Origin of the sequence: Pseudomonas sp. NPDC089918, from assembly GCF_050280605.1 — a bacterium.
In the GTDB taxonomy this organism is placed as follows: Bacteria; Pseudomonadota; Gammaproteobacteria; order Pseudomonadales; family Pseudomonadaceae; genus Aquipseudomonas.
In genome coordinates this window covers 1-24,690 of sequence record NZ_JBNNVP010000013.1, presented here as the reverse complement: position 1 = coordinate 24,690, position 24,690 = coordinate 1, and the positions used below count along the sequence as shown (strand labels likewise).

The following is a 24,690-nucleotide window of genomic DNA, read 5'->3' as shown; positions in this document are numbered from 1 at the left end:
CTAGGTTAGCCGCTCTTTCGCCACTCAAGATTGACAAGGCTTAAATCGATGTCCGATAGAACAGCTAAAAATACCGTGCGTTTTCGCTTGCCTAAACATGCCACGCCTTACGTCTTTGCTCTTTACATGGCAACGATCATGGCGTTTCTCATGTGTCTCGTCATCACCCTAGCGGAATTCGGAATAGGTGAACATTACATGGAAAATGTGATGAATGCGTACCGGGTGGCAATGCCTTCGGCATTCATCTGCGTGCTCGTCGTGCGCCCATTGGTTGCCCGACTTGTGGCGTGGACCGTGCAGGGCCACTGAGGGAAAGTCACTGCTATAAGGAGGTGGAGCGCAAGTGATCGTATGACTATGGTTGAACCCGGTACTTTGCCGTCATACCGGGAAATTGAAGGTCCATCGGCCAGCGTTCCCCTGGTTCTCTTGATTTAATCCTGATATTGGCCGGTGTCTCTTTGAGACAGACGGCCATTTTTCAGATTGACAGCGGGGTAGGGGTATCGATATATAAAGCACAGTTGTACGACGACAGACGATTAATCGTCTGCTCAACCCTTAACAATAAAAAAAGTGTCGGCCCCTATCATGAACTCAGCCTGTTTTCCCGCCTCCCTAAACGCCCCTTCCAAAGATGCAATCCTGGCTGCTGGCATCTGCGCGCAGCACTGCGATTGCATGTGCATCGTTGCACCTGATGATTACTCAAGTTAATCGCAAACACCCAGGAGTCTGAATGGCCTTGGCGCGGACCCATCGCGTTGTGGCGATGCTCTACGACCCATTGATCTCGCTAAAACCGAGACTTCATCACCCTAATCCAACAATAAAGTGATGCCATGAATCTGAACGAGCCCATCAATGCTCAGCGAATCGGCCAAGCCGTCGGCAACTATCGCTGGACTATCTGCGCGCTGTTGTTTTTTGCCACTACCGTCAATTACCTCGACCGCCAGGTATTGAGCCTGTTGGCGCCGGATCTATCGACGCAATTTGGCTGGAGCAATAGCGATTACGCCAACATCGCCTCTGTTTTCCAGTTTGTGTACGCGATTTCCATGCTGTTCGCCGGTCGCGTGGTCGACAAGATCGGCACCAAGACCGCCTATGTGGTAGCGATCTGCATCTGGTCGACCGGCGCGGTCATGCACGCGTTTGCGGTGCCGATGGGTGAGGGGATAGGTGCCGTGAGCAGCGCCCTCGGCATTGCCATGATTCCGGTTTCGATCGCAGGCTTCATGGTGTCGCGCGCCGTGCTGGCGATCGGCGAAGCGGGCAACTTCCCGATCGCAATCAAGGCCACCGCAGAATACTTCCCGAAGAAAGAGCGTTCCTTCGCCACCGGCATTTTCAATTCTGGTGCCAATGTGGGCGCGATCCTGGCGCCGATCTGCGTGCCGCTGATCGCCAGTCTGTGGGGCTGGGAAGCGGCTTTCATCGTGATCGGTATGTTGGGCTTCGTTTGGGTGGGCGTCTGGATTGCGCTGTACGAGAAGCCGGAGCAGCAAAAACGCCTCTCGGCGCAGGAACTGGCCTACATCCGCAGCGACCAGGTCGTGCAGGCGGTTACTCGCCCGGTACCGGGTGTTGCCGACAAAAAAGTATCCTGGTTCAAATTGCTGACCTACCGCCAGACGTGGGCTTTTGCTTTCGGTAAATTCATGACCGACGGCGTGTGGTGGTTCTTCCTGTTTTGGCTTCCCACCTATTTGTCGGCGCAATACGGCATGAAAGGCCAGGCCATCGTGATGCCGCTGGCCGTGCTGTACAGCATGACCATGATCGGCAGTATCGGCGGCGGCTGGTTCCCCAGCTATTTCATGTCACGCGGCGACGCGCCGTATGACGGTCGCATGAAAGCCATGCTGGTGATCGCATTCTTTCCGTTGCTGGTATTACTGGCGCAGCCATTGGGTTACATCAGTTTCTGGGTGCCGGTGCTGCTGATTGGCGTGGGCGCGTCGGCGCACCAGGCATGGTCGTGCAACATTTTCACCACGGTGTCTGACATGTTTCCGCAAAAATCCATCGCTTCGGTGGTCGGTATCGGCGGTTTGGCAGGTGGCTTGGGCGGCGTAGTGATGACCAAGATCGGCGGTTGGGTGATCGATCACTACAAACTGATCGGCGATATTCATACCGGCTACATGATCATGTTTGCCATTTGTGCGTTGGCCTATCTGGTGGCATGGAGCGTCATGAAGGCGCTGGTACCACGCCATAAGGAAATCACCGATCTGTAAACGGCTGGCACCCGTCAGCCAGCGAGGGCTACGCACTGCGACGCATTTTGTCGCAGTGCGTGACTTGACCGCCTTCCTCTGAGCCTCCGCCACCCATGTGGTCGACGAAGTCCGGCCTGTCGGTGCCGACTATCGGATTGCCATAAGCGAAGGAAGGCGCACGACGCGCTTGCCCGGCAATCCGCTATTTGGCAAATAACCTGCACCAGAAACCTCTCTCCAGCCCGTGATAAGGGCGACAGCACGTTATAGAGCATCCTGGCTTCGTCGCCGATCGCTTGCGCTCCTCACTGCCGGGTCGTTGTGGGGGAGGAGTCGATCCGGCCAATTGCTGCACACAGTCGTTCGGCATGATCTAAGCTGCAGAAGATGGTTTTTGCGAGCAGGGGTTTCAATGCGGAGCACACCTGAAAACAGCCTGAAAAATGCGTTGAAAGCCTGTAGAGACAGCTTTATTTCTGTTGGTTTTTTCAGCCTTTTCATCAACGCGCTCATGCTCGTTCCCACCTTCTATATGCTTCAGGTGTATGGGCGAGTGATGACCAGCGGAAGCCTGACAACCCTGGCAATGCTGACGCTGATCATGACCGGGCTGATCATCACGCTCGGCTCCCTGGAATGGATACGTTCGCGCATTATGGTTCGGGTCAGTACCCGACTGGATGTGTTGCTGAGTCGCCAGGTCTATAAGGCCAGTTTCAAGCGGGCGCTGGACAGCGGTGGTATGGATGCCTCGGCCCAGTCGCTCAACGACCTGACGGGTTTGAGACAGTTTCTCTCCGGTAATGGGTTGTTCGCCTTTTTCGATGCGCCCTGGCTGCCTATCTACATCGCCGTGATGTTCATGTTTCACCCCTGGTTTGGCTGGGTAGCGACGGGCAGTGCGCTGCTGTTGTTAATGCTCGCGTTTATCAATGAGAGGCTGACGGGGCCGACGCTGGCCCAGGCGAACAAGGAACATATCGGTGCGACGCTCTACACCACTAAAAATCTGCGCAACGCTGAAGTCATCGAGTCCATGGGCATGCTTGAAACCCTGATGGACCGTTGGGGGCATCGTCAAAGAAACGTCCTGTTGCTGCAGGCCCAAGCGAGCGACAGAGGTGCCATAATCAGCACGCTTTCCAAGACCTTCCGGATCCTGGTGCAATCACTGATCCTTGGCCTGGGGGCCTACCTGGCCGTGGACCATCAAGTGGGGGCAGGCTTGGTGTTTGCCGGGGCCGTGCTGCTAGGGCGTGCATTGGCCCCCATCGATCTGATCATCGGCAGTTGGAGGGGCTTTATTGCGGCTCGCTCGCAATACGGCCGTCTCAACGACATCCTCGACAAACAACAGGCCCAGCCCGAGCGTATGTCATTGCCTGCGCCTCAGGGGCACGTGCAGGTGGAGAATCTGGTCGTATCGGCACCTGGTTCGAGAACCCCGATCATCAACAACATGAGTTTCAGCGTACCTGCCGGCTGTGTTGTCGGCATCATCGGTCCCAGCGCCGCGGGTAAATCGACCCTGGCCAGGGCATTGATGGGGGTATGGGCACCGCTGCATGGCGTGGTCCGGCTCGATGGCGCGGACATCAGCGCGTGGGATAAAGATGAACTTGGACCGTATATAGGTTACTTGCCCCAGGACATTGAGCTGTTCGAAGGCAGCATCAGCGAGAACATTGCCCGCTTCGCCGAGGTCGACTCGGTAAAAGTCATTCAGGCTGCCAGGACCGCTGGCGTTCACGAAATGATTTTGCAATTGCCCGATGGCTACGACACCGTCATCGGCAGTGAAGGCCTCACGCTGTCGGGAGGGCAGCGCCAGCGCATCGGACTGGCCCGCGCCCTGTATGGCAGCCCGCGACTGATTATTCTCGACGAGCCCAACTCCAATCTTGACGAAGTCGGCGATCGCGCCCTGGTGGCAGCCATCCAGCAGATCAAGCAGAGCGGCGCGACCCTGTTTGTCATTACCCACCGAACCAACATCGTGTCGCAACTGGACCGGCTCATGGTGATGAACGCAGGGGCTATCAGTCTTTATGGACCACGCGAGCAAGTGCTCGCCGAACTTGCGCAGAAACAACAGGCACAAAAGCACGCCATGTCGGCAGGCGCCACCATGGCTTCGGTCAAAACCAGCAAGGGCGATGCTGATGAACCCTACGATGCCCAGTCGTCAAATTGAAAGCTTCGCCGGCCTGCCGATATCTGATCGTAAAGCACGTCGCCTGGGCATTGGTATTGTCGGGGTGACCTTCGGCCTGTTCGGCACCTGGGCGGCGCTTGCACCCCTGGACGGTGCCGCTTACGCGCCGGGGGTGGTCACCGTGCAGACTTACCGCAAAACGGTCCAGCATCCTGAAGGCGGCATCGTCAAAGCGGTACTGGTCCATGACGGTGACATCGTCAAGCGTGGTGATCCGCTGATCATTCTTGATGATGCCCAGTTGCGCTTCGAATACGAGATAAGCCGAGGCCAGCTGGTCGCCACTAGAGCCATGGAGGCAAGACTCAGGGCCGAGCGCGACACACTGTCGGCGATCAGCTTTGGGGAGATAGCCGATCCGGACAGTCTGCGAGGCGTGGAGGCGCGTCAGGGCGAGACTCAGGTATTTAACGCCAGGCAAGGCTCGCGGCTGGGTCAGATCTCGGTGTTGCGCGAGCGCATTGGCCAGTTGAGTCAACAGATCAAAGGACTGGAATCGATGATTGCTGCCAAGGTTCATCTGGAGAAATCCTACAGCGGTGAAATCGTTGAATTGACCGACCTGCTCAAGCAAGGGTTCGTTGACAAACAACGTCTGCTCGATCAGGAACGCAAGCTGGGGATGCTCAGGTCGGAGGTGGCTGATCACCGGTCTGCTATTAACAAGACTCGTCTGCAGATCAACGAAACACAGTTGCAGATTCTGCAAATCGACAAGGATTTCAATACCGAGGTCGTGAAGGAGCTGGCCGAGGTCCAGACCCGGATGTACGACCTGCAAGAGAAAACCTCGTCCCTGGAAGACCGGCTCAGTCGTATCGTCATCCGCGCACCCGACGCGGGCATGGTGATTGGCATGACCGTGCACACCATCGGTGGTGTGGTAAGCCCCGCGACGCCGCTTTTGGATATCGTTCCATCGGTTTCCGAGCTGGTCATAGAGGCCCAGGTGGCGCCGGTGGATATTGATCGTATTGCCATCGGCAAGCGGGCTGATATCCGTTTCGGCGCGTTCAAAAGCTCGACCACGCCGGTGATCGAAGGCGAGGTCAGCAGCGTATCGGCTGACCGGCTGGTCAACGAAAAGGCCGGGACGGCCTATTACCTGGCGCGGGTCCGGGTAACAGAGGAGGGCGTGCGCACCTTGGGTGAGCGCAAATTGTTGCCGGGGATGCCGGCGGACGTATTAATCATCACCGGGCAACGCACGTTGTTGCAGTACTTGATGCAGCCTGCTCGCGATGCCATGGCTCAATCGATGATCGAGGAATGACCATGAGCGCGTCGGCAGTTCTGCTGGGCGGTGTGTTCATGCTTGCGGCGGGTACCGCTCTGGCGCAAACCATTGCGGCCACGCCGACCGGTGTCAGTGCCTCGACATTTTCCACCGACCTCATGCAGTTGTACCGTGAGTCGAGGCTGGAAGATCCGCGGGTATTGGCCTCCTATGCGCAAGCGCAGGCGGGTAAGGAGCATCAGCGCGAGGCTATGGGGGCGCTGTTCCCGCAGGTCTCGCTCAATGCCGGGACGAATCGGATTCATCAGGAGAGCGATCTGGTGCAGCGCAGTTACGATAGCGAAAACTACAGCCTGGTGCTGCGTCAGTACCTCTACAACAAGGCCGCGTGGGAGAACTACCAAAAATTCAAAAGCCTGGCCAAGCAGTCCGAATCGCAAGCGCTGGATGCTCAGGCCGAGGCCACAGTGGACCTGGCACAGCGTTACTTCACCGCGCTGGCCGCCGAAGATGAACTGGAGTTGGTGAGGGCGGAGCGTCGAACCACGCAAAAGAGTCTGGACCGAGTCAATGCGTTGTATGAGAAGCAGCTGGCAATGATTACTGATCAGCTCGACCTCAAGGCCCGGGTCGATTTGCTGGCGGCGCAGGAACTGGATGCCCAGAACCAGGCCAGTATCAGTCGCGAGGCACTGGCGGAGATCGTCGGCCGGCCGGTCAAGGAGAAGCTCAACCGGATTCGCGATGACGTGCAACTGCGGGTTTCAGCGCAGAGCCTGGAATCCTGGGTGCGCGAGGGTATAGCGCTAAACCCGGCGCTCAAGGCCAACGAGAGCGGTGTGGAAGCCGCGGGCGCAGCCTTGCGCAGCGGCAAGGGCGGGCACTATCCGACCCTGAGCCTTACGCTCAGCGCGCAGCAGACCAACGAGGGCTACAACAATACCCTGGCGCCACGCACCGACAGTTATGTCGCCGGCATTGGCGTGCAGGTGCCGCTGTACAGCGGCGGCTCGACCTCGGCGCGGGTCCGTGGGCTCTATCAGGATCAGATTACCGCCGAGCAGGAACTGGAAGCGATCCGGCGCCGGGTGGTCAAGGAGATCACCAGCGCTTACCTGACCGCCAATTCGAGCGGAGAGAAGATCAGTGCGAGCCGAAATGCCCTGGCCTCGGCACAGCTGTCCAGAGTGGCCGCAGAGAAAGCGCTCGATTACGGAATGGTCAATGCCGTCGATGTACTGACCAGCGTACGCAACGAATTCCGGGCGCGTCGTGACCTGCTCAAGACGCAATACGAATTCATCACGAATGTCCTCACGCTCAATCGTTGGGCGGGAAAGCTGCCTACCGAAAGTGTCGAAAGCGTTAATGGTTGGTTGAGCTCCGGGAGCTCTAGCCAGAACCACATATCCCCCTGATTCCGCCGCAACCCTGACTCTGTTGCCGAAAAATTGACGCCAGCATTGTGGTTATGTCTGTGCGCAAGCCATTCGTCGGTTAATTGACGATTTCGATCGCGGTCAGACCTTGGCAACAGGTCGGCCGTGGCAAACCTAAGATCTTGATTTTAAAGGGTCAAATGGGCGTTTTTGACAACCGCTGGGCTACCCGCATGAGGCGTGAGTCGACGACTGGCGAATGGGCGTGCTGGCAGTGTGCTGGTCTGGCCTAGACTCAGTTGAACAGATCGAGGGAGCACGTCATCACGCGCAAGTGATTGATGATTATTCCTATTTATGTTGCCTCGATGGCTTTGCCCGGCTTTCGGAAACGCCCGCAACCCCTGCTTGTCGAACCAGTGGAAGGGGCCAAAAAAAATGAATACCCGGGCAGGCACCGTTAAGGCCTGTCGGCGTTCGCATCTGTCCTTCGATCACGATGGGCAGGTGAGCGAGCTGCTGATTCAGGAAGGCCAAGGGAGGGAGGTCATTAATTCTTCAAGGGAGTCAGGAAAATATGACGACCCACAAAAAAACAATACGCGTGATGCTGATCGATTGTCGTCCCCTCGTTCTCATGGGTCTTCAAGACTTGATCAATGCCAGGAAGCCTCAGATGGAAGTGAGCGGCCAGGCCACCACCTATACCAATGCGCTGGATCTTGCCGATCAGTTGCGCCCCAATGTGATTTTTTTCAGTTTTTTTCCAGATGCGTTGAACCCTTTGGAGGTCGTTGCGGGACTCACCCGCAACGCCGAAATGAAAGTGCTGGTGCTCAAGGGTTTGTACGAAGCCATCCCCGTTGCCCAGGCAATAGAGGCGGGCGCACGGGGCATCGTGCTGGCGGAAGACCCGACAGAATCGATCATCCAGGCCATTATCACAGTCCATCATCGCGACACCGGACTGGATAGAGCCTGGGCCGGTGGGCTTTCCGGCTATGCCGCGACCGGGAATATCCATTTGAAATGCAATCTGGAGCAGGCAAAACAGGCGCGGCTGACGCTACGCGAGAGGGAATTGATTCGCGCCATTGTCGGGGATCCGTCCGCCAAATACATGAGCATTGCCGGGCGTCTGGGCATCAGCGAGCACACCGTGCACAACCACCTCAGCAACATCTATCAAAAGCTTAATCTGATCAACCGTATCGATTTGCTGATGTATGCGTTGAAGCACGGGCTCACCAACAACGAAAAACCACCCGAGTCCACGTGGGTGGAACTGGATTTGGTTTCACGTCAAAAAAAGACGTTTTGACACCCTCTGGCGTGCCTGGGCCGACACTGTATCGCCGTCTTTGTCGGTGGCCTGCCACAGGGTACCCAGTTTGATGCGAACGTGCGGATCGCCTATTGGAAGTGCAAAAAAATGCGAGGATGGCTTGCGCCACCCTCGCATCTTTTTACAAGCGTTTCTCAGACGCTGCCGTAAACAATGTCGCTACTCAGAAGATCGACCCCGACCAAGGTGATGGTCGTGACTTGTCCGCCCGTTTCGGCAACCGTGACGATGCTGTCTGCGCCGGTGTTGTCGATCGATTGGACAACCGCGCTCTGGTCGCCGTTGAGTACCAGTGTGTCTCGCAGGCTTGCGTTCGCATCGAAGCCGGTGACCTGGTACAGGTTCTCATCGACTGACAAGTCGATGTTGAAGGCATCACGTTCACCGCCCGTGCCCGCCAGCGAGAAGTCGAAGGTGCCGGACAAGTCGTTGGCGAACAGGTTGGCGTCGAACGTACTCGTCGCCGAGTCCCCATCCTTGTCGGTCAGCGTCGCGTTGAACGTCAACTGGACATCGCTGGCCAGGCTCTCGGTCTCGTGGATGAACTGGATCGTCGGGATCTTGATCTCGCCTCGGGCCATCGTGAGCTGAACAGCGTCGATCAGATTCGTGCCATCGCTCTCAATGAGGAAGGATACCTGTCCGCCTGCCTCCGGAGTCAGGGTGTTCACTTCGATGAGATTCGAGAACGTGCCATCCTCGTAGAAGGCCCTGTAGTACAGGTCCTCTGTCGCCGTGTTGTAACCTCCCACGGAGTTGTCGATGAAGACCCTCATGCCCGTCAGCAAGCTTTCCGGATTGACGACGAAACTTTCATCGGCAGCGCCGATTGCCGCCAGGTTGTCTCCCTGGAACAGGTTATTGGCGACGCCGATGCCGGCGGTGCTGACGTTCATGGCCCTCGGGTCGATGTACGAGGGCAGGGGGTTGGTCTGTAGCGTTGTTTCGGTGGGGTCGGGTTCTCCAAGCCCGATTCCGCTCAGGATGTCCGAAGTCGACGCAAGCGCCTTCGCGGTAAAGAACACAATCTCCTCAGATGGCGAAGGAATAGTCGGTGGATCCTGCTCTGGAATTAACAATGTGCGCACTGGATCCGGGCCACCGGCACCGAGCGCGCCGTCGGCAGTGCTGAGCACGATCTCTGAACTGAAGCCTTGCACCAGATCCAGTGCATAGCGGCCATCGGCATAGGCGGTGAGCGTGTAGTCGACGCTGGTATCCGCCGTTGCGGCGTTGTTGTCGAAATCACCGGTCAACGTCCCTGCAAACTGGTATGCGCCATTGCCGTCGGGTGAGGGCGACTGCTCGGTGAGCGTGGCGGTCCCGGTCGTGGTCGTATTGTCTGGTCTGACGAGGGTGAACTGGCTATTCACCGAGATATCCAGACCATCCGCACCCAGCCCGTCGGCGCCCGCCGAATGGTCCCAGAAGCCGAATTGCGGCAGGACGCTACCGGTGCCGATCAGGTTGCCGAATGCAAGTGATGGGCCGTCGTCTTCGAACACTAGGTTCTGGCCGATGTTGAGGGTTGCCTGAGCACTATCACCGTCCTTGTCAGTTGCGGTCCCTATCAGCGTCACCAGATTGTCCGCCGACAGCGTCGTCGAATCATCGGGATTGGTGGCGTCGGGATGCACCACGGCGCGCAGCTGGTCGAGGGTGACGTCACCGTTGGCGGCGACGCTGACCGTGAACACCAGCAGGTTGGTGGTGGCCGTGCGGCCTTCGACCACGGTGCCGTTGAGCGACAGGTTGACCGCCTCGCCGGTGGCCGTATCGGTCAGTCCCGAAGCACCGGCCGTCATGCCCAGCGCATAGGTCAATGTGCCGGCGCCATCAGCGCCAAACGCGGAGCTGAAGTTGGCAGTAAAGCTCTGGGTATCGTTGGTCGCCAGCACCGTTTCGTCCACCGTCAGTATTGGCTCCGTGCCGGTGGTGTGGATGCTTGGTCCGTCGTCTTCGAACACCAGGTTCTGGCCGATGTTGAGGGTCGCCTGGGCACTGTCGCCGTCCTTGTCAGTGATGGTTGCCTTCAGGGTGACCAGATCGTCCGAGCTCAGGCTCGTCGCATCATCGGGATCGGTGGCATCGGGATGCACCACGGCGCGCAGCTGATCGAGGGTGACGTCACCGTTGGCGGCGACGCTGACCGTGAACACCAGCAGGTTGGTGGTGGCCGTGCGGCCTTCAACCACGGCGCCGTTAAGCGACAGGTTGACCGCTTCGCCGGTGGCCGTGTCGGTCAGCCCCGAAGGGCCTGCCGTCGCGTCCAGCGCATAGGTCAGCGTGCCGGCGCCATCAGCGCCAAACGCCGAGCTGAAGTTGGCGGTAAAGCTCTGGGTGGCATCGGTCGCCAGTACCGTTTCATCTACCGTCAGCGTTGGCTCGTCGCCGGTGGTGTGGATGCTCGGTCCGTCGTCCTCGAACACCAGGTTCTGGCCGATGTCGAGGGTCGCCTGGGCACTGTCGCCGTCCTTATCGGTGATGGTGGCCGTCAGCGTGACCAGATCGTCCGAGCTCAGGCTCGTCGCATCATCGGGATCGGTGGCATCGGGATGCACCACGGCGCGCAGCTGGTCGAGGGTGACGTCACCGTTGGCGGCGACGCTGACCGTGAACACCAGCAGGTTGGTGGTGGCCGTGCGGCCTTCGACCACGGTGCCGTTGAGCGACAGGTTGACCGCTTCGCCGGTGGCCGTGTCGGTCAGCCCCGAAGGGCCTGCCGTCGCGCCCAGCGCGTAGGTCAGCGTGCCAGCGCCATCAGCGCCAAACGCCGAGCTGAAGTTGGCGGTAAAGCTCTGGGTGGCGTCGGTCGTCAACACCGTTTCGTCTACCGTCAGCGTTGGCGCGTCGCCGGTGGTGTGGATGCTCGGTCCATCGTCCTCGAACACCAGGTTCTGGCCGATGTCGAGGGTCGCCTGGGCACTGTCGCCGTCCTTGTCGGTGATTGTCGCCGTCAGGGTGACCAGATCGTCTGAGCTCAGGCTCGTCGCATCATCCGGATCGGTGGCATCGGGATGCACCACCGCACGCAGCTGATCGAGGGTGACGTCACCGTTGGCGGCGACGCTGACCGTGAACACCAGCAGGTTGGTGGTGGCCGTGCGGCCTTCAACTACACCGCCGTTGAGCGACAGGTTGACTGCTTCGCCGGTAGCCGTGTCGGTCAGCCCCGAAGCACCGGCCGTCATGCCCAGCGCATAGGTCAGCGTGCCGGCGCCATCAGCGCCAAACGCCGAGCTGAAGTTGGCGGTAAAGCTCTGGGTGGCGTCGGTTGTCAGCACCGTTTCGTCTACTGTCAGCGTCGGTTCGTCGCCGGTGGTGTGGATGCTCGGTCCATCGTCCTCGAACACCAGGTTCTGGCCGATGTTGAGGGTCGCCTGGGCACTGTCACCGTCCTTGTCAGTGATGGTTGCCGTCAGGGTGACCAGATCGTCCGAGCTCAGGCTCGTCGCATCATCGGGATCGGTGGCATCGGGATGCACCACGGCGCGCAGCTGGTCGAGGGTGACGTCACCGTTGGCGGCGACGCTGACCGTGAATACCAGCAGGTTGGTGGTGGCCGTGCGGCCTTCGACCACGGTGCCGTTAAGCGACAGGTTGACCGCTTCGCCGGTGGCGGTGTCGGTCAGCCCGGAAGCCCCCGCCGTCACGCCCAGCGCATAGGTCAGGGTGCCGGCGCCATCAGCGCCAAACGCGGAGCTGAAGTTGGCGGTAAAGCTCTGGGTGGCGTCGGTGGTTAGCACCGTTTCGTCTACCGTCAGCGTCGGTTCGTCGCCGGTGGTGTGGATGCTTGGTCCGTCGTCCTCGAACACCAGGTTTTGCCCGATGTTGAGGGTCGCCTGGGCACTGTCACCGTCCTTGTCGGTGATGGTTGCCGTCAGCGTCACCAGATCGTCCGAGCTCAGGCTCGTCGCATCATCGGGATCGGTAGCATCGGGATGCACCACGGCGCGCAGCTGGTCGAGGGTGACGTCACCATTGGCGGCGACGCTGACCGTGAATACCAGCAGGTTGGTGGTGGCCGTGCGGCCTTCGACCACGGTGCCGTTGAGCGACAGGTTGACTGCCTCGCCGGTGGCCGTATCGGTCAGTCCGGAAGCACCGGCCGTCATGCCCAGTGCATAGGTCAGCGTGCCGGCGCCATCAGCACCAAACGCCGAGCTGAAGTTGGCGGTAAAGCTCTGGGTGGCGTCGGTTGTCAGCACCGTTTCGTCTACCGTCAGCGTCGGTTCGTCGCCGGTGGTGTGGATGCTTGGTCCGTCGTCCTCGAACACCAGGTTCTGGCCGATGTTGAGGGTCGCCTGGGCACTGTCACCGTCCTTGTCGGTGATGGTTGCCGTCAGGGTGACCAGATCGTCCGAGCTCAGGCTCGTTGCATCATCGGGATCGGTGGCATCGGGATGCACCACCGCGCGCAGCTGGTCGAGGGTGACGTCACCGTTGGCGGCGACGGTGACCGTGAACACCAGCAGGTTGGTGGTGGCCGTGCGGCCTTCGACCACGGTGCCGTTAAGCGACAGGTTCACCGCTTCGCCGGTGGCCGTGTCGGTCAGTCCGGAAGGGCCGGCCGTCATGCCCAACGCATAGGTCAGCGTGCCCGCGCCATCAGCACCAAACGCCGAGCTGAAGTTGGCGGTAAAGCTCTGGGTGGCGTCGGTCGTCAGCACCGTTTCGTCGACCGTCAGTACTGGCTCCGTGCCGGTGGCGCTGACGCTTGGTCCGTCGTCTTCGAAGTTCATCTTGGAGCCGATTTCGGCGATCGTAGTAGAGGCTTCGCGCAGCGTGAAGCCACCGATATCAAAATCGGCGTGGTTATCGCCCCTGGCGTCAAGGGCCGCCCCGTTCTCGATGAGCACGCGGTTGTGGTCCGACGTTGTGGTGTATTCAATCTGGTAACCGGCCAGAACGCCGGTGATGGTTGCAACCCCACCAGTAAAGGTGATGGCAATGGACGGATCATTCACCGAACCGTCTGAATTCTCGATCACCTGCCCGGTGCTGATGTTGGTGACGAGCACATTGGTGATGGCTACCGCCGTATCACCTGTATAGCCGTTGACGAAGTTCACGCCAGGTTCAACAGCGGTGTTGAATGCGCTGATTTTGACCACCGCACTCTTGCCACCTTGCAACTGCACGACGTCGAAACTGGCTGATGTCGAATTGAAGACCCCGGTAAAGTCGATGTTGGATTCAACATCTGCTTCGGTCTGACTCAGATTGGGAACGGTCACATCCTGCCTGGCGCCCGTGACGAACGAAAAGCGGATGCCTTCCTGTTCCGTAATCATCTGGTTGTTGGTGCCGATGGTGGTCGGGCCACCACCCTGGCTGGTATTGATCGTGTCGCCAGTGTTGATATTGGCGCCGCTCGACTGGTCTGCGGGGTTCTTGCCGGTGGCGATGATGGTGGTATCGGTGATCCGCACGACACCATCGACTGTTTCAGTTGTCGGGTTCGCTTTCGTGAACATCAAAAAGAGGTTCTGACCGGAGGGCGCACCGGCGAGACTGAATCCCTGGTCCTGAGTAGCTCCGATGAACACCTTGTCCAGCAGATTGAGCGAATCATCGGGGTTTGTAGCATCTGGATGCTTGAGCGGTTGGTATTCCACGGTCCAGATCTTGCCGCCGGTGACCGGCGATCCGGTTTCTTCAATGTAGGCCGCGAACACGATCGCGCCATCGGCGCCCCCGGCTCGGCCCACAAGGATGTTGTTGTTCGTATCGGTATAGAGAAGGATGCTGGTGCCATCGAGGGTATCCAGTCCACTGTCCAGACCATCGAGTGGTGCACCAGCGCTGTCGACGAAGCTGATGTCGCTAGTGCTTCCTCCACCGGTGATAGTGAACGCATTGGTGCCCGTGTTGCCTGCGGCACCGGTATAGCCACTCAAAGCCGCACCCGTTGCGGTACCGGCTCCAAGTGCGGTCAAGCGGGTAGAGAAGGAAGCGGGCAGGGATGCCACCAGAATGTCGTTGTCGTCAGCGTCTCCTGCAGGGGTTGGCGTGGCGGTGGCGTTCTGTAACCCGGCCGTCTCGTCCAGCACAACGTCCTCGCCTGTGATTGCAATAGCCATGATTTTTCTCCCGAGCAATTGCGGTCATTGAGGTCTGACCATTGACCTCTACAACTATGACCAAGCGCCCGGAATTGCACATTGGCCGATACTCCCAAACGGGGTGGGAGTTTCGGCCTAGTCGTCTTCGTCGGTGGTCTGCCGCAGGGTGCCCAAGGTGATGCGAGCGTGCGGATCGCCTATTGGAACTGCAAAAACAATGCGAGGGTGACTTGCGCCACCCTCGCATCCTTTCACGCGCGCGACGCCTCAGACGCTGCCGATAACGATGTCGTTGCTAGTCAGAAGATCAACCCCGACCAAGGTGATGGTCGTGACTTGTCCGCCCGTTTCGGTGACCGACACAATGCTGTCTGAGCCGCTGTTGTCAATCTGGACAACCGCGTTCTGGTCGCCGTTGAGCACCAGCGTATCTCGCAGGTCTGCGCCCGCATCGAAGCCGGTGACCTGGTACAGGTTCTCGGTGAATGACAAGTCGACGTTGAAGGCATCAGCCTCACCGCCCGTACCCACCAGCGTGTAGTCGAAAGATCCGGTCAAGTCGTTGGCGAACAGGTTGGCGTCGAACGTACTCGTCGCCGAGTCCCCATCCCTGTCCGTCACCGTCGCGTTGAATGTCAGCTGGATATCACTGGCCAGGCTCTCGGTCTCCTGAATGAACTGGATCACTGGGATCTTGATCGTGCCCAGGCCCATCGTGAGCTGAACAGCGTCGATCAGCGTCGCGTCCGCCTTCTCGATGACGAAGGACTTCTGTCCTCCGGCTTCCGAGGTCAGATCAGCGGCAAGAACCTTCGTCGGCGAACCCGAAGTGGTGCCGTCCGCGTAGAAGATCGTGTAGTACAGCTCTTCCGTTGCCGGGTTGTACCCTTGTACTGAGTTGTCGATGAACACTTTCATGCTCGACAACAAAGACTCGGGATTGATGACGAAACTCTCGTCACCGGCATTGATGCCTGCTGTCGTGTTTCCATCCAGGTTGTTGTTGGCGATGCCAATGCCGGAGGTGCTGACGTTCATGTTCGCGGCGCCGATAAACGCAAACCCGCCACTTTCTATCTGTGCTTCGGTGAGGTCGGGTGCTCCCAGCCCGATGGCGGAAAATATGTCGCTTGAGGACGTGGTCGCGGTAACACCAAAAAAGACAATCTCCTCGGATGGCGAAGGAATAGTCGGCGGATCCTGCTCTGGAATCAACAAGGTGCGCACTGGATCCGGGCCGCCGGCACCGAGCGAGCCATCGGCACTGCTGAGCACGACCGTCGAACTGAAGCCTTGCACCAGATCCAGTACATAGCTGCCATCGGCCAAGGCACTCAGCGTGTAGTCGATGGTGGTATCCGTTGTGGCGGCGTTGTTGTCGAAATCGCCGGTCAACGTCCCGGCGAACTGGTATGCGCCATTGCCGTCCGGTGAGGGCGATAGCTCGTCGAGTGTGGCGGTCCCGGTCGTGGTGGTGTTGTCTGGCCTGACGAGGGTGAACGAGCTATTCACCGAAATATCCAGACCGTTCGCATCCAGCCCGTCGGCGCCGGCCGAATGACTCCAATATCCGGTTTGTGGCAGGACGCTACCGGTGCCGATCAGGTTACCAAAGGCGAGTGAAGGGCCGTCATCTTCGAAGATCATCTTGGAGCCGATTTCGGCAGTCGAAACAGCGGTTTGGAGCAGCGTGAAACCACCGATATCAAAGTCGGCGTGGGTATTGCCCCTGGCGTCGAGGGCCGCGCCGTTCTCGACGAGCACGCGGTTGTGATCCGACGCTGTGGTGTATTCAATCTGGTAGCCGGCCAAAACGCCGGTGATGGTAGCAACCCCACCGGAAAAGGTGATGCCAATGGCCGGATCATTCACCGATCCGTTTGAATTCTCGATCACCACCCCGGCGCTGTTGAAGACGCGAACATTGGTGATGGCAACCGGCGTATCGTTCGCATAGCCGTTGATGAAGTTCACGCCAGGTTCAGCAGCGGTGGTGAATGCGCTGATTTTTACCACGGCACTCTTGCCGCTTTGCAACTGTACGACGTCGAAGCTGGCCATCTTCGCGTTGAAGACGCCGGTAAAGTCGATGTTGGATTCAACATCTGCTTCGGTCTGACTCAGGTTGGGAATGGTCACATCCTGCCGGGCACCGGTGACGAACGAAAAGCGGATGCCATCCTGTTCCGTGATCATCTGGTTGTTGGTGCCGAAGGTGGTCGGGTTAGCCGCCTGGCTGGTAATGATTGTGTCGCCAGTGTTGATATTGGCGCCGCTTGACTCGTCTGCGGGGTCCTTACCGGTGGCGATGATGGTGGGATCCGTGATCCGCAAGACACCACTGTCGTCGACAACTGTCGGGTTCGTCTTCGTGAACATCAGGAAGAGGTTCGCACCGGAAGGCACACCGGCCAGGCTGAATTCCAGGTCCTGACTGGTTCCGACGAATACTTTATCCAGCAGATTGAGCGAATCATCGGCGTTCGTCGCATCTGGATGCTTGAGCGGTTGATACTCCACGGTCCAGATCTTGCCGCCCGAGACCGGCGATCCGGTTTCTTCGATATAGGCAGCGAACACGATCGCGCCGGTAGCGCTCCCGGCTCGGCCCAGAAGGATGTTGTTGTTCGTATCGGTATAGAGAAGGATGCTCGTGCCATCGAGGGTGTCCAGTCCGCTGTCCAGGCCATTAAGCGGTGCGCCAGTGCTGTCGACGAAGCTGATATCGGTAATGCTGGCTCCACCGGTGATGGTGAACGCATTGCTGCCCGTGTCGCCCACGGCGCCGGTATAGCCACTCAACGCTGCCCCCGTTGCGGTACCGGCACTCAGTGCGGTCAAACGGGTAGCGAAGGTCGAGGGCAGGGATGCCACCAGAATATCGTTGTCGTCAGCGTCTCCCGCAGGGCTTGGCGTGGCGGTGGCGTTCTGTAATCCGGCCGTTTCGTCCAGTGAAACGTTCACGCCGGTGATTCCAATAGCCATGATCTTTCTCCAGAGCAATTGCGGTCATCGAGGCCTGACCGTTGACCTATCGCTGCAACTATGGCTAAGCGCCGGGGATCGCGCATCGGCCAATACTCCCAGGCGGGATGGGAGTTTCAGACTACTTGGATGGGGAACAGCACGAGGGCGTTAAGGAACGGTGCCGCCTATTCCGTTTGGGAATGAGGACATGCCGCAAGGCTCGTCTGGCCTTGGCTCAGGGACCGCAGTGGCCCAATAAAAAACGGCCTGGCCCCTTGCGGGAGCCAGGCCGTGTACCTGCAGCGGTTTTCAGACAATGTCAGTGCTTGCGATGTCGGTCACCGGATCAAAGCACCAAATCTGTCGGTGCCAAGTTAGTTACTCCCACCAGTTCGACCACGACAGGATTTTCGATATCAATCGTCTGGACAGCGGTGAAATCGCTATCGCTATCGACGACCTTGAAATCCAGCGTTAGATCAAGGGTAGCTGGTGTAGTCGTGGTGGTGGAGAAACCAGCATCGATGATCTTCAGCGGATTCGTACTCGTATCCTCCGCAATCGTGTTTCCAGGCCCGACGAGACCAACGACCGGCTGTGCGGCAGTGCTGCTTGCGCCATCGGCACCGACATTGCGATTCAGATTTATCGCGCTGCCCGTAAGGCCAGCATCATTCGAAAGAATCTGAATACCCTTGATGAGCCAGTTATCACCGGTCTGAATGTTGAAGTCATTACTTTCAACAATCAATAGAGCATCATTGTTGTCCAGGAACGGGTCGTTCGGATCGGCTAGGTCGTTGACGATAAGGGCCTCGTACTTGGTTCCAACAAGATCGGCGTTGTTTGTATCGTTCTCGTACACATCGCCTTGGTCGACGTAGATGGCCCGTGTTGTAGTGATGGAGGAATCATTTGCATCAGCAAGACTGACTATAAGCAAAAGATCATCGCTTTCAGTCTCGTATCCATCGAACTTGATAAAGAAATCGGTCGCGTAACTAAAGTTGTCGGCGCCCAGATCTCCTTTCGGATCAGTCTGGAAGAAATTGATGTTGGCCGCTTCACCTGCCTGGATCGTATTTCCGGAGACGCCCAGAGCAGTGCTGGACAAGGTTACTGCGGCCTGCGTGCCGCTCACCAGCTCACCCGCCGCCACAACAGTATTGCCGCCGGCACTAAGTGGTGCCTCGAAGCCCGTGATCTGGATGTAGAAACCTTCCCCAAGCTTCCCAGTGGCCACAGGTGATGGGCCACTGGAAGGGCTCGTACCATCTACGTCATACGTTTCGTATCCAGTGCCTTCGCCCAGCGTGACGTCTTGCGTCGTTTGCAGCGCATCCATCTCGAAGGTGTAGGTGTCATTGACTTTGTCAAACACCAGCGTGCCTTCCACCAGTTCAGGCGTGGTGGCAGCATTGCGATCGTGATCGTATTTGAACGACACGTTAAACGTGGCAGCGGCGAGACTCTCTGAATCCCAGGTGACCGTTGGATCAACGATCGCAACATCGTTCGCCGAACCAGAAAGGGCGAGGGCGGCAAAATCACTGTCCGCTGCCGAAGAGTAGGTCGGCCCGCGCTTGTCCGCACCTATCGAGTAGGCGAAGTCACCCGAAAAGGTCCATGACGTCGCACCCAAAGTGGGATCGACATCCTGCACAGGGGCTGTCTCGATAACGGGGGTATCGTCATCGACGTTGATCCCCAGCGTGCCGTCGGCCGTATCGCCATCACCATCGGTCACCCGGTAGCTGATGGTGAACGCCTGGTTGTTCTCGTTCAGACCCGCCGCATGAGCGATCGGATTGTTTTGCACCACCGAGTAGGCACCTGTTGCCGCAACCATCGTCAGGGTCAGCACCGTGGTCGTGCCCTGCTTGACCAACAAGCTGGTGCCATCGGCCACATAGGTGAAGCCTGTGGGTGCGCCGCTGGTCAGATAGGCCACCGTTCCGGCCCCGTCCTGACCAAAGTCGTGGCCCAGCGTGCCGCTTGCGTTAGCCGCGTTTACATCGTCGTCCGTACCGCCGGGATTGCCACCGGTGAGTGCATCGTCGTCGAGCAGCACCGTGCTGTTGGCTGACGCCGCCGGCCCGTCGTCGTCGAAGTTGATGTCGCCGCCGATACCGACGCTGTCGGTGCTGGTGTCGCCGTCGCCGTCGGTCACCGTCACCACTGCGTTGATCAGGCCGGCCAGATTGACCTGATCGTCATGGGCAGCCGCCGAGCTGCCGGCGATAGGGTGCGTGAGCGAAACATACTGCGCCACCGCCACGTTGCCGTCCTGCAACAGCGCAATCGCGAACGCCGCCGGATCGGCTCCCGTGACCGTGCCATTGGCCACGTCATAGCGGCCGACAATCAGATCGCCTTCCTTGAACAGCTTGATGTCCTTGCCATCGGTGGTGTTGAGCAGCGAGTCGGTGCCATTACCGCCCACAATCGCCAGCGACAGCACTTTCGTCGCACCCTCCTGGTCCTGGCCAAAGCTGCTGAGCGCCGTAGTGGCCAAAGGCGTGGTGCTGATCGCGAACTCCGCTGGACTCAAGTCCGTGCCCTTGTTCAGCACTTCCGTGTCGAACAGCGCCAGAACCGCCGCCGCATCGCTGTCGTTATCCTGGTTGCCGGCCGTCTCGTCGATTGTTACTGAACCGCCGCCATCGGCCACGTCCGCGCTCGGCCCGTCGTCGTCGAAGTTGATGTCATCGCCGATGCCGACGCTGTCGGTGCTGGTGTCGCCGTCGCCGTCGGTCACCGTCACCACCGCATTGACCAGGCCGGCCAAATCGACCCGGTCGTCATGATCCGCCGCCGAACTACCGGCGACAGGGTGCGTGAGCGAGACATACTGCGCCACCGCCACGTTGCCGTCCTGCTGCAGCGCAATCGCGAACGCCGCCGGATCATCTGCCGTGACCGTGCCATTGGCCACGTCATAGCGGCCGACAATCAGATTGCCTTCCTTGAACAGCTTGATGTCCTTGCCATCGGTGGTGTTGAGCAACGAGTCGGTGCCATCACCGCCCACAATCGCCAGCGACAGCACTTTCGTCCCGCCCGCGGCGTCCTGGCCAAAGCTGCTCAGTGTCGTGGTGGCCAAAGGTGTGGTGCTGATCGCGAACTCGGTTGGATTCAAGTCCGTGCCTTTATTCGTTACTTCTGTGTCGAACAGGGCCAGAACCGCTGCCAGGTCGCTGTCGTTGTCCTGGTTGCCAGCCGTCTCGTCGATCGTCACCGCGCCGCCGCCATCAACCACGTCCGCGCTCGGGCCGTCGTCCTCGAAGATCATTTTGGAGCCGATTTCGGTTTTCGAAACAGAGGCCTGGACCAGCGTGAAACCACCGATATCGAAATCGGCGTGGGTATTACCCCTGGCGTCGAGGGCCGCGCCGTTCTCGACGAGCACGCGGTTGTGATCCGACGCTGTGGTGTATTCAATCTGGTAGCCGGCCAAAACGCCGGTGATGGTAGCAACCCCACCGGAAAAGGTGATGCCAATGGCCGGATCATTCACCGATCCGTTTGAATTCTCGATCACCACCCCGGCGCTGTTGAAGACGCGAACATTGGTGATGGCAATTGACGTATCACCCGCATAGCCGTTGATGAAGTTCACGCCAGGTTCAGCAGCGGTGGTGAATGCGCTGATTTTTACCACGGCACTCTTGCCGCTTTGCAGCTGTACGACGTCGAAATTAGCCATCCTTGCGTTGAAGACGCCGGTAAAGTCGATGTTGGATTCAAAATTTGCTTCGGTCTGACTCAGGTTGGGAATGGTCACATCCTGCCTGGCACCGGTGACGAACGAAAAGCGGATGCCATCCTGTTCCGTAATCATCTGATTGTTGGTGCCGAAGGTGGTCGGGTTAGCCGCCTGGCTGGTAATGATCGTGTCGCCAGTGTTGATATTGGCGCCGCTTGACTGGTCTGCAGGGTCCTTACCGGTGGCGATGATGGTGGGATCCGTGATCCGCACGACACCATCGACCGTTTCAGTTGCCGGGTTTGCCTTCGTGAACATCAGGAAGAGGTTCGCACCGGAAGGCACACCGGCCAGGCTGAATTCCAGGTCCTGACTGGTTCCGACGAATACCTTATTCAGCAGATTGAGCGAATCATCGGCGTTCGCAGCATCTGGATGCTTGAGCGGTTGGTACTCCACGGTCCAGATCTTGCCGCCCGAGACCGGCGATCCGGTTTCTTCGATATAGGCGGCGAACACGATCGCGCCGGTAGCGCTCCCGGCTCGGCCCAGAACGATGTTGTCGTTGTTCGCGTCCGTATAGAGAAGGATGCTGGTGCCATCGAGGGTATCCAGACCGCTGTCCAGACCATTGAGCGGTGCGCCATTGCTGTCGACGAAGCTGATATTGGTAATGCTGGCTCCGGGGTCTGCGGTGATGGTGAACGCATTGCTGCCTGTATTGCCCACGGCACCGGTATAGCCACTCAACGCTGCCCCCGTTGCGGTACCGGCACTCAGTGCGGTCAAACGGGTAGCAAAGGTCGAGGGCAGGGAGGTCACCAGAATGTCGTTGTCGTCAGCGTCTCCCGTAGGGGTTGGCGTGGCGGTGGCATTCTGCAAACCGGACGTTTCGTCCAGCGAAACGTTCACGCCGGTGATTCCAATAGCCATGATCTTTCTCCAGAGCAGTTGCGGTCATCTTGGCCTGACCGTTGACCATTGGCCGCAACTATGGATAAGCGCCGGCTATTGCGCATCGGCCGATACTCCCAAGTGGGGTGGGAGTTTCAGACTACTTGGGAGGGGGCGACGGGATGAGTACAGGGTCCATGGATCAACCATAAGCCCTGATCAGAGAGGGTGTTGGGGACTCGATTCCGTTTGGCAACCGACATTGGATACCGGGAGGTAGACCGGAAATGGAAAGCCCCGCTGCCTTGTGGGCCGCGAGGCTAACCAATAAACACCTCCTGAAGAAGTCATGCAAATTAAGGGATCAGACGAAGTCTCCCGGTGCAACTTCGGTTGCAAGATTGACACCGACCAATACGATCACCGTGTCGCCAGCATTACCGCGCGGGACAGGTTTTACATCCTGTCGCGCGCGTACTCTTCTTAGCGGATCAAAGCACGAAATCTGTCGGTGCCAAGTTAGTTAATCCCACCAGTTCGACCACGACAGGATTTTCGATATCAATCGTCTGTACAGCGGTGAAATCGCTATCGCTATCGACGACTTTGAAATCCAGCGTTAGATCAAGGGTAGCTGGTGTAGTCGTGGTGGTGGAGAAACCAGCATCGATGATCTTCAGCGGATTCGTACTCGTATCCTCCGCAATCGTGTTTCCAGGCCCGACGAGACCAACGACCGGCTGTGCGGCAGTGCTGCTTGCGCCATCGGCACCGACATTGCGATTCAGATTTATCGCGCTGCCCGTAAGGCCAGCATCATTCGAAAGAATCTGAATGCCCTTGATGAGCCAGTTATCACCGGCCTGAATGTTGAAGTCATTACTTTCAACAATCAATAGAGCATCATTGTTGTCCAGGAACGGGTCGTTCGGATCGGCTAGGTCATCGAGGATAAGGGCCTCGTACTTGGTTCCAACAAGATCGGCGTTGTTTGTATCGTTCTCGTACACATCGCCTTGGTCGACGTAGATGGCACGTGTCGTAGTGATGGAAGAATTATTTGCATCAGCAAGACTGACTATAAGCACAAGATCATCGCTTTCAGTCTCGTATCCATCGAACTTGATAAAGAAATCGGTCGCGTAACTAAAATTGGTCGCGCCCAGATCTCCTTTCGGATCAGTCTGGAAGAAATTGATGTTGGCCGCTTCACCTGCCTGGATCGTATTTCCGGAAACGCCCAGAGCAGTGCTGGACAAGGTTACAGGGGCCTGCGTGCCGCTCACCAGCTCACCCGCCGCCACGGCAGTATTGCCGCCGGCACTAAGTGGTGCCTCGAAGCCCGTGATCTGGATGTAGAAACCTTCCCCAAGCTTCCCAGTAGCCACAGGTGATGGGCCACTGGAAGGACTCGTGCCACCCACGTCATACGTTTCGTATCCAGTGCCTTCGCCCAGCGTGACGTCTTGCTTCACTTGCAGCGCATCCATCTCGAAGGTATAGGTGTCATTGACTTTGTCAAACACCAGCGTGCCTTCCACCAGTTCAGTCGCGGTGGCAGCATTGCGATCGTGATCGTATTCGAACGACACGTTAAACGTGGCAGCGTTGAGATTCTCTGAATCCCAGGTGACCGTTGGATTAACGATCGCAACATCGTTCGCCGAACCAGAGAGGGCGAGTTCGGCAAAATCACTGTCCGCTGCCGAAGAGTAGGTCGGCCCGCGCTGGTCCGCACCTATCGAGTAGGCGAAGTCACCCGAAAAGGTCCATGACGTCGCACCCAAAGTGGGATCGAGATCCTGCACAGGGGCGGTCCCTATAACGGGCGTATCGTCGTCGACGGTGATGACCAGTTTGTCGGCCGCGGCCGTCACCGTATCGCCATCGTAGTCGGTGGCCTGCAGCAGCGTGCCCAGGTTGATGGTGATGTCGTTCTCGTCGTTGCCATCCACGTGATCCAGCTGCTTGAGCAGCGTGAAGCTGTACACACCCGCTGCGGTGAGGCTGAACGTGAACACGTTGGCACCGGCTACGCCGGCCTTGGCGGTGAGCGTGTTGCCCGCGACGCTGTACACCAGCGCCACCCCGGCCGAGCTCAGCGCCGGCAAGCCGCTGGTGTTACTCGACAAGGCATAGCTTAGCGGCGTGTCGGCGCCCGACTGGAAGATGCCGGTTACGCTGCCGCTGGCCGTGGTCGCCTCGCCGGTCACGTCGCCCGTACCACCGGCAATGCCATTGGCCAGGCCGTCCTCGTCGACGGTTCCCGTTGCGGCAGTACCGGTCGCCGTCGGCGTGTCGTCGTCGACGGTGATGACCAGTTTCTCGGCCGCGGCCGTCACCGTGTCACCATCCTTGTCGGTGGCTTGCAGCAGCGAGCCCAGGTTGAGGGTGATGTCGTTCTCGTTGTTACCGGCGGCGTGATCCAGCGGCTTGAGCAGCGTGAAGGTGTAGGCACCCGCTGCGGTGAGGCTGAAGGTGAACACATCGGTCGCGCCGGCCGTGGCGGTGAGCGTATTGCCCACGACGCTGTACACCAGCGCCACCCCGGCCGAACTCAGCGCCGGCAAGCCGCTGGTGTTACTCGACAAGGCATAGGTCAGCGGCGTGTCGGCGCCGGACTGGAAGATACCGGTCACGCTGCCGCTGGC

The 24,690-nt window shown here is 58.7% G+C and carries 9 protein-coding genes and 1 pseudogene; 6 read left to right on the top strand and 4 right to left on the bottom strand.

All coding sequences use genetic code 11. The features are described 5' to 3' along the window. The first annotated feature begins 48 nt into the window (after window positions 1-48). The 6 genes from ACQKPC_RS11675 (at window position 49) to ACQKPC_RS11650 (ending at window position 8,383) form a co-directional block, all read left to right on the top strand. Window positions 49-312, top strand: a complete 264-nt coding sequence (locus tag ACQKPC_RS11675) for a DUF2798 domain-containing protein (protein WP_123494915.1) — start codon at window positions 49-51, stop codon at window positions 310-312. Window positions 313-845: 533 nt separating this feature from the next. Then, window positions 846-2,249, top strand: coding sequence for an MFS transporter (locus ACQKPC_RS11670; protein WP_427624694.1), 1,404 nt, complete (start codon window positions 846-848; stop codon window positions 2,247-2,249). A 394-nt stretch (window positions 2,250-2,643) separates the two neighbouring features. Beyond that, window positions 2,644-4,425, top strand: coding sequence for a type I secretion system permease/ATPase (locus tag ACQKPC_RS11665; protein ID WP_427624692.1), 1,782 nt, complete (start codon window positions 2,644-2,646; stop codon window positions 4,423-4,425). Next, entirely contained in the window at window positions 4,406-5,719 is a 1,314-nt protein-coding gene (locus ACQKPC_RS11660) for an HlyD family type I secretion periplasmic adaptor subunit (protein WP_427624691.1), read from the top strand. Before ACQKPC_RS11665 ends, ACQKPC_RS11660 begins: the two co-directional genes overlap by 20 nt. A 2-nt stretch (window positions 5,720-5,721) precedes the next feature. After that, on the top strand, window positions 5,722-7,101 hold the full coding sequence (locus ACQKPC_RS11655) for a TolC family outer membrane protein (protein ID WP_427624690.1): 1,380 nt from the start codon (window positions 5,722-5,724) through the stop codon (window positions 7,099-7,101). Between the two features lie 538 nt (window positions 7,102-7,639). After that, complete coding sequence (locus ACQKPC_RS11650) at window positions 7,640-8,383, top strand: response regulator transcription factor (protein ID WP_192344511.1); 744 nt, start codon at window positions 7,640-7,642, stop codon at window positions 8,381-8,383. 158 nt (window positions 8,384-8,541) lie between these two features. On the opposite strand, the gene ACQKPC_RS11645 is transcribed toward ACQKPC_RS11650, so the two are convergent. From ACQKPC_RS11645 to ACQKPC_RS11630, 4 genes and pseudogenes are all read right to left on the bottom strand, one after another. Continuing rightward, complete coding sequence (locus tag ACQKPC_RS11645; protein WP_427624689.1) at window positions 8,542-14,490, bottom strand: DUF5801 repeats-in-toxin domain-containing protein; 5,949 nt, start codon at window positions 14,488-14,490, stop codon at window positions 8,542-8,544. A gap of 249 nt (window positions 14,491-14,739) precedes the next feature. Continuing rightward, window positions 14,740-17,457, bottom strand: a complete 2,718-nt coding sequence (locus ACQKPC_RS11640; RefSeq protein ID WP_427624687.1) for a DUF5801 repeats-in-toxin domain-containing protein — start codon at window positions 17,455-17,457, stop codon at window positions 14,740-14,742. A gap of 328 nt (window positions 17,458-17,785) precedes the next feature. Further along, window positions 17,786-22,078, bottom strand: coding sequence for a beta strand repeat-containing protein (locus ACQKPC_RS11635; RefSeq protein WP_401171002.1), 4,293 nt, complete (start codon window positions 22,076-22,078; stop codon window positions 17,786-17,788). 452 nt (window positions 22,079-22,530) lie between these two features. After that, window positions 22,531-24,690: pseudogene (locus tag ACQKPC_RS11630) on the bottom strand (hypothetical protein); the annotation flags it as partial.

Bases quoted from the DNA above. Each gene is read 5' to 3' on its own strand.
- ACQKPC_RS11675 (WP_123494915.1), top strand. From the start codon at position 49: ATGTCCGATAGAACAGCTAAAAATACCGTGCGTTTTCGCTTGCCTAAA.
- ACQKPC_RS11670 (WP_427624694.1), top strand. From the start codon at position 846: ATGAATCTGAACGAGCCCATCAATGCTCAGCGAATCGGCCAAGCCGTC.
- ACQKPC_RS11665 (WP_427624692.1), top strand. From the start codon at position 2,644: ATGCGGAGCACACCTGAAAACAGCCTGAAAAATGCGTTGAAAGCCTGT.
- ACQKPC_RS11660 (WP_427624691.1), top strand. From the start codon at position 4,406: ATGCCCAGTCGTCAAATTGAAAGCTTCGCCGGCCTGCCGATATCTGAT.
- ACQKPC_RS11655 (WP_427624690.1), top strand. From the start codon at position 5,722: ATGAGCGCGTCGGCAGTTCTGCTGGGCGGTGTGTTCATGCTTGCGGCG.
- ACQKPC_RS11650 (WP_192344511.1), top strand. From the start codon at position 7,640: ATGACGACCCACAAAAAAACAATACGCGTGATGCTGATCGATTGTCGT.
- ACQKPC_RS11645 (WP_427624689.1), bottom strand. From the start codon at position 14,490: ATGGCTATTGCAATCACAGGCGAGGACGTTGTGCTGGACGAGACGGCC.
- ACQKPC_RS11640 (WP_427624687.1), bottom strand. From the start codon at position 17,457: ATGGCTATTGGAATCACCGGCGTGAACGTTTCACTGGACGAAACGGCC.
- ACQKPC_RS11635 (WP_401171002.1), bottom strand. From the start codon at position 22,078: ATGGCTATTGGAATCACCGGCGTGAACGTTTCGCTGGACGAAACGTCC.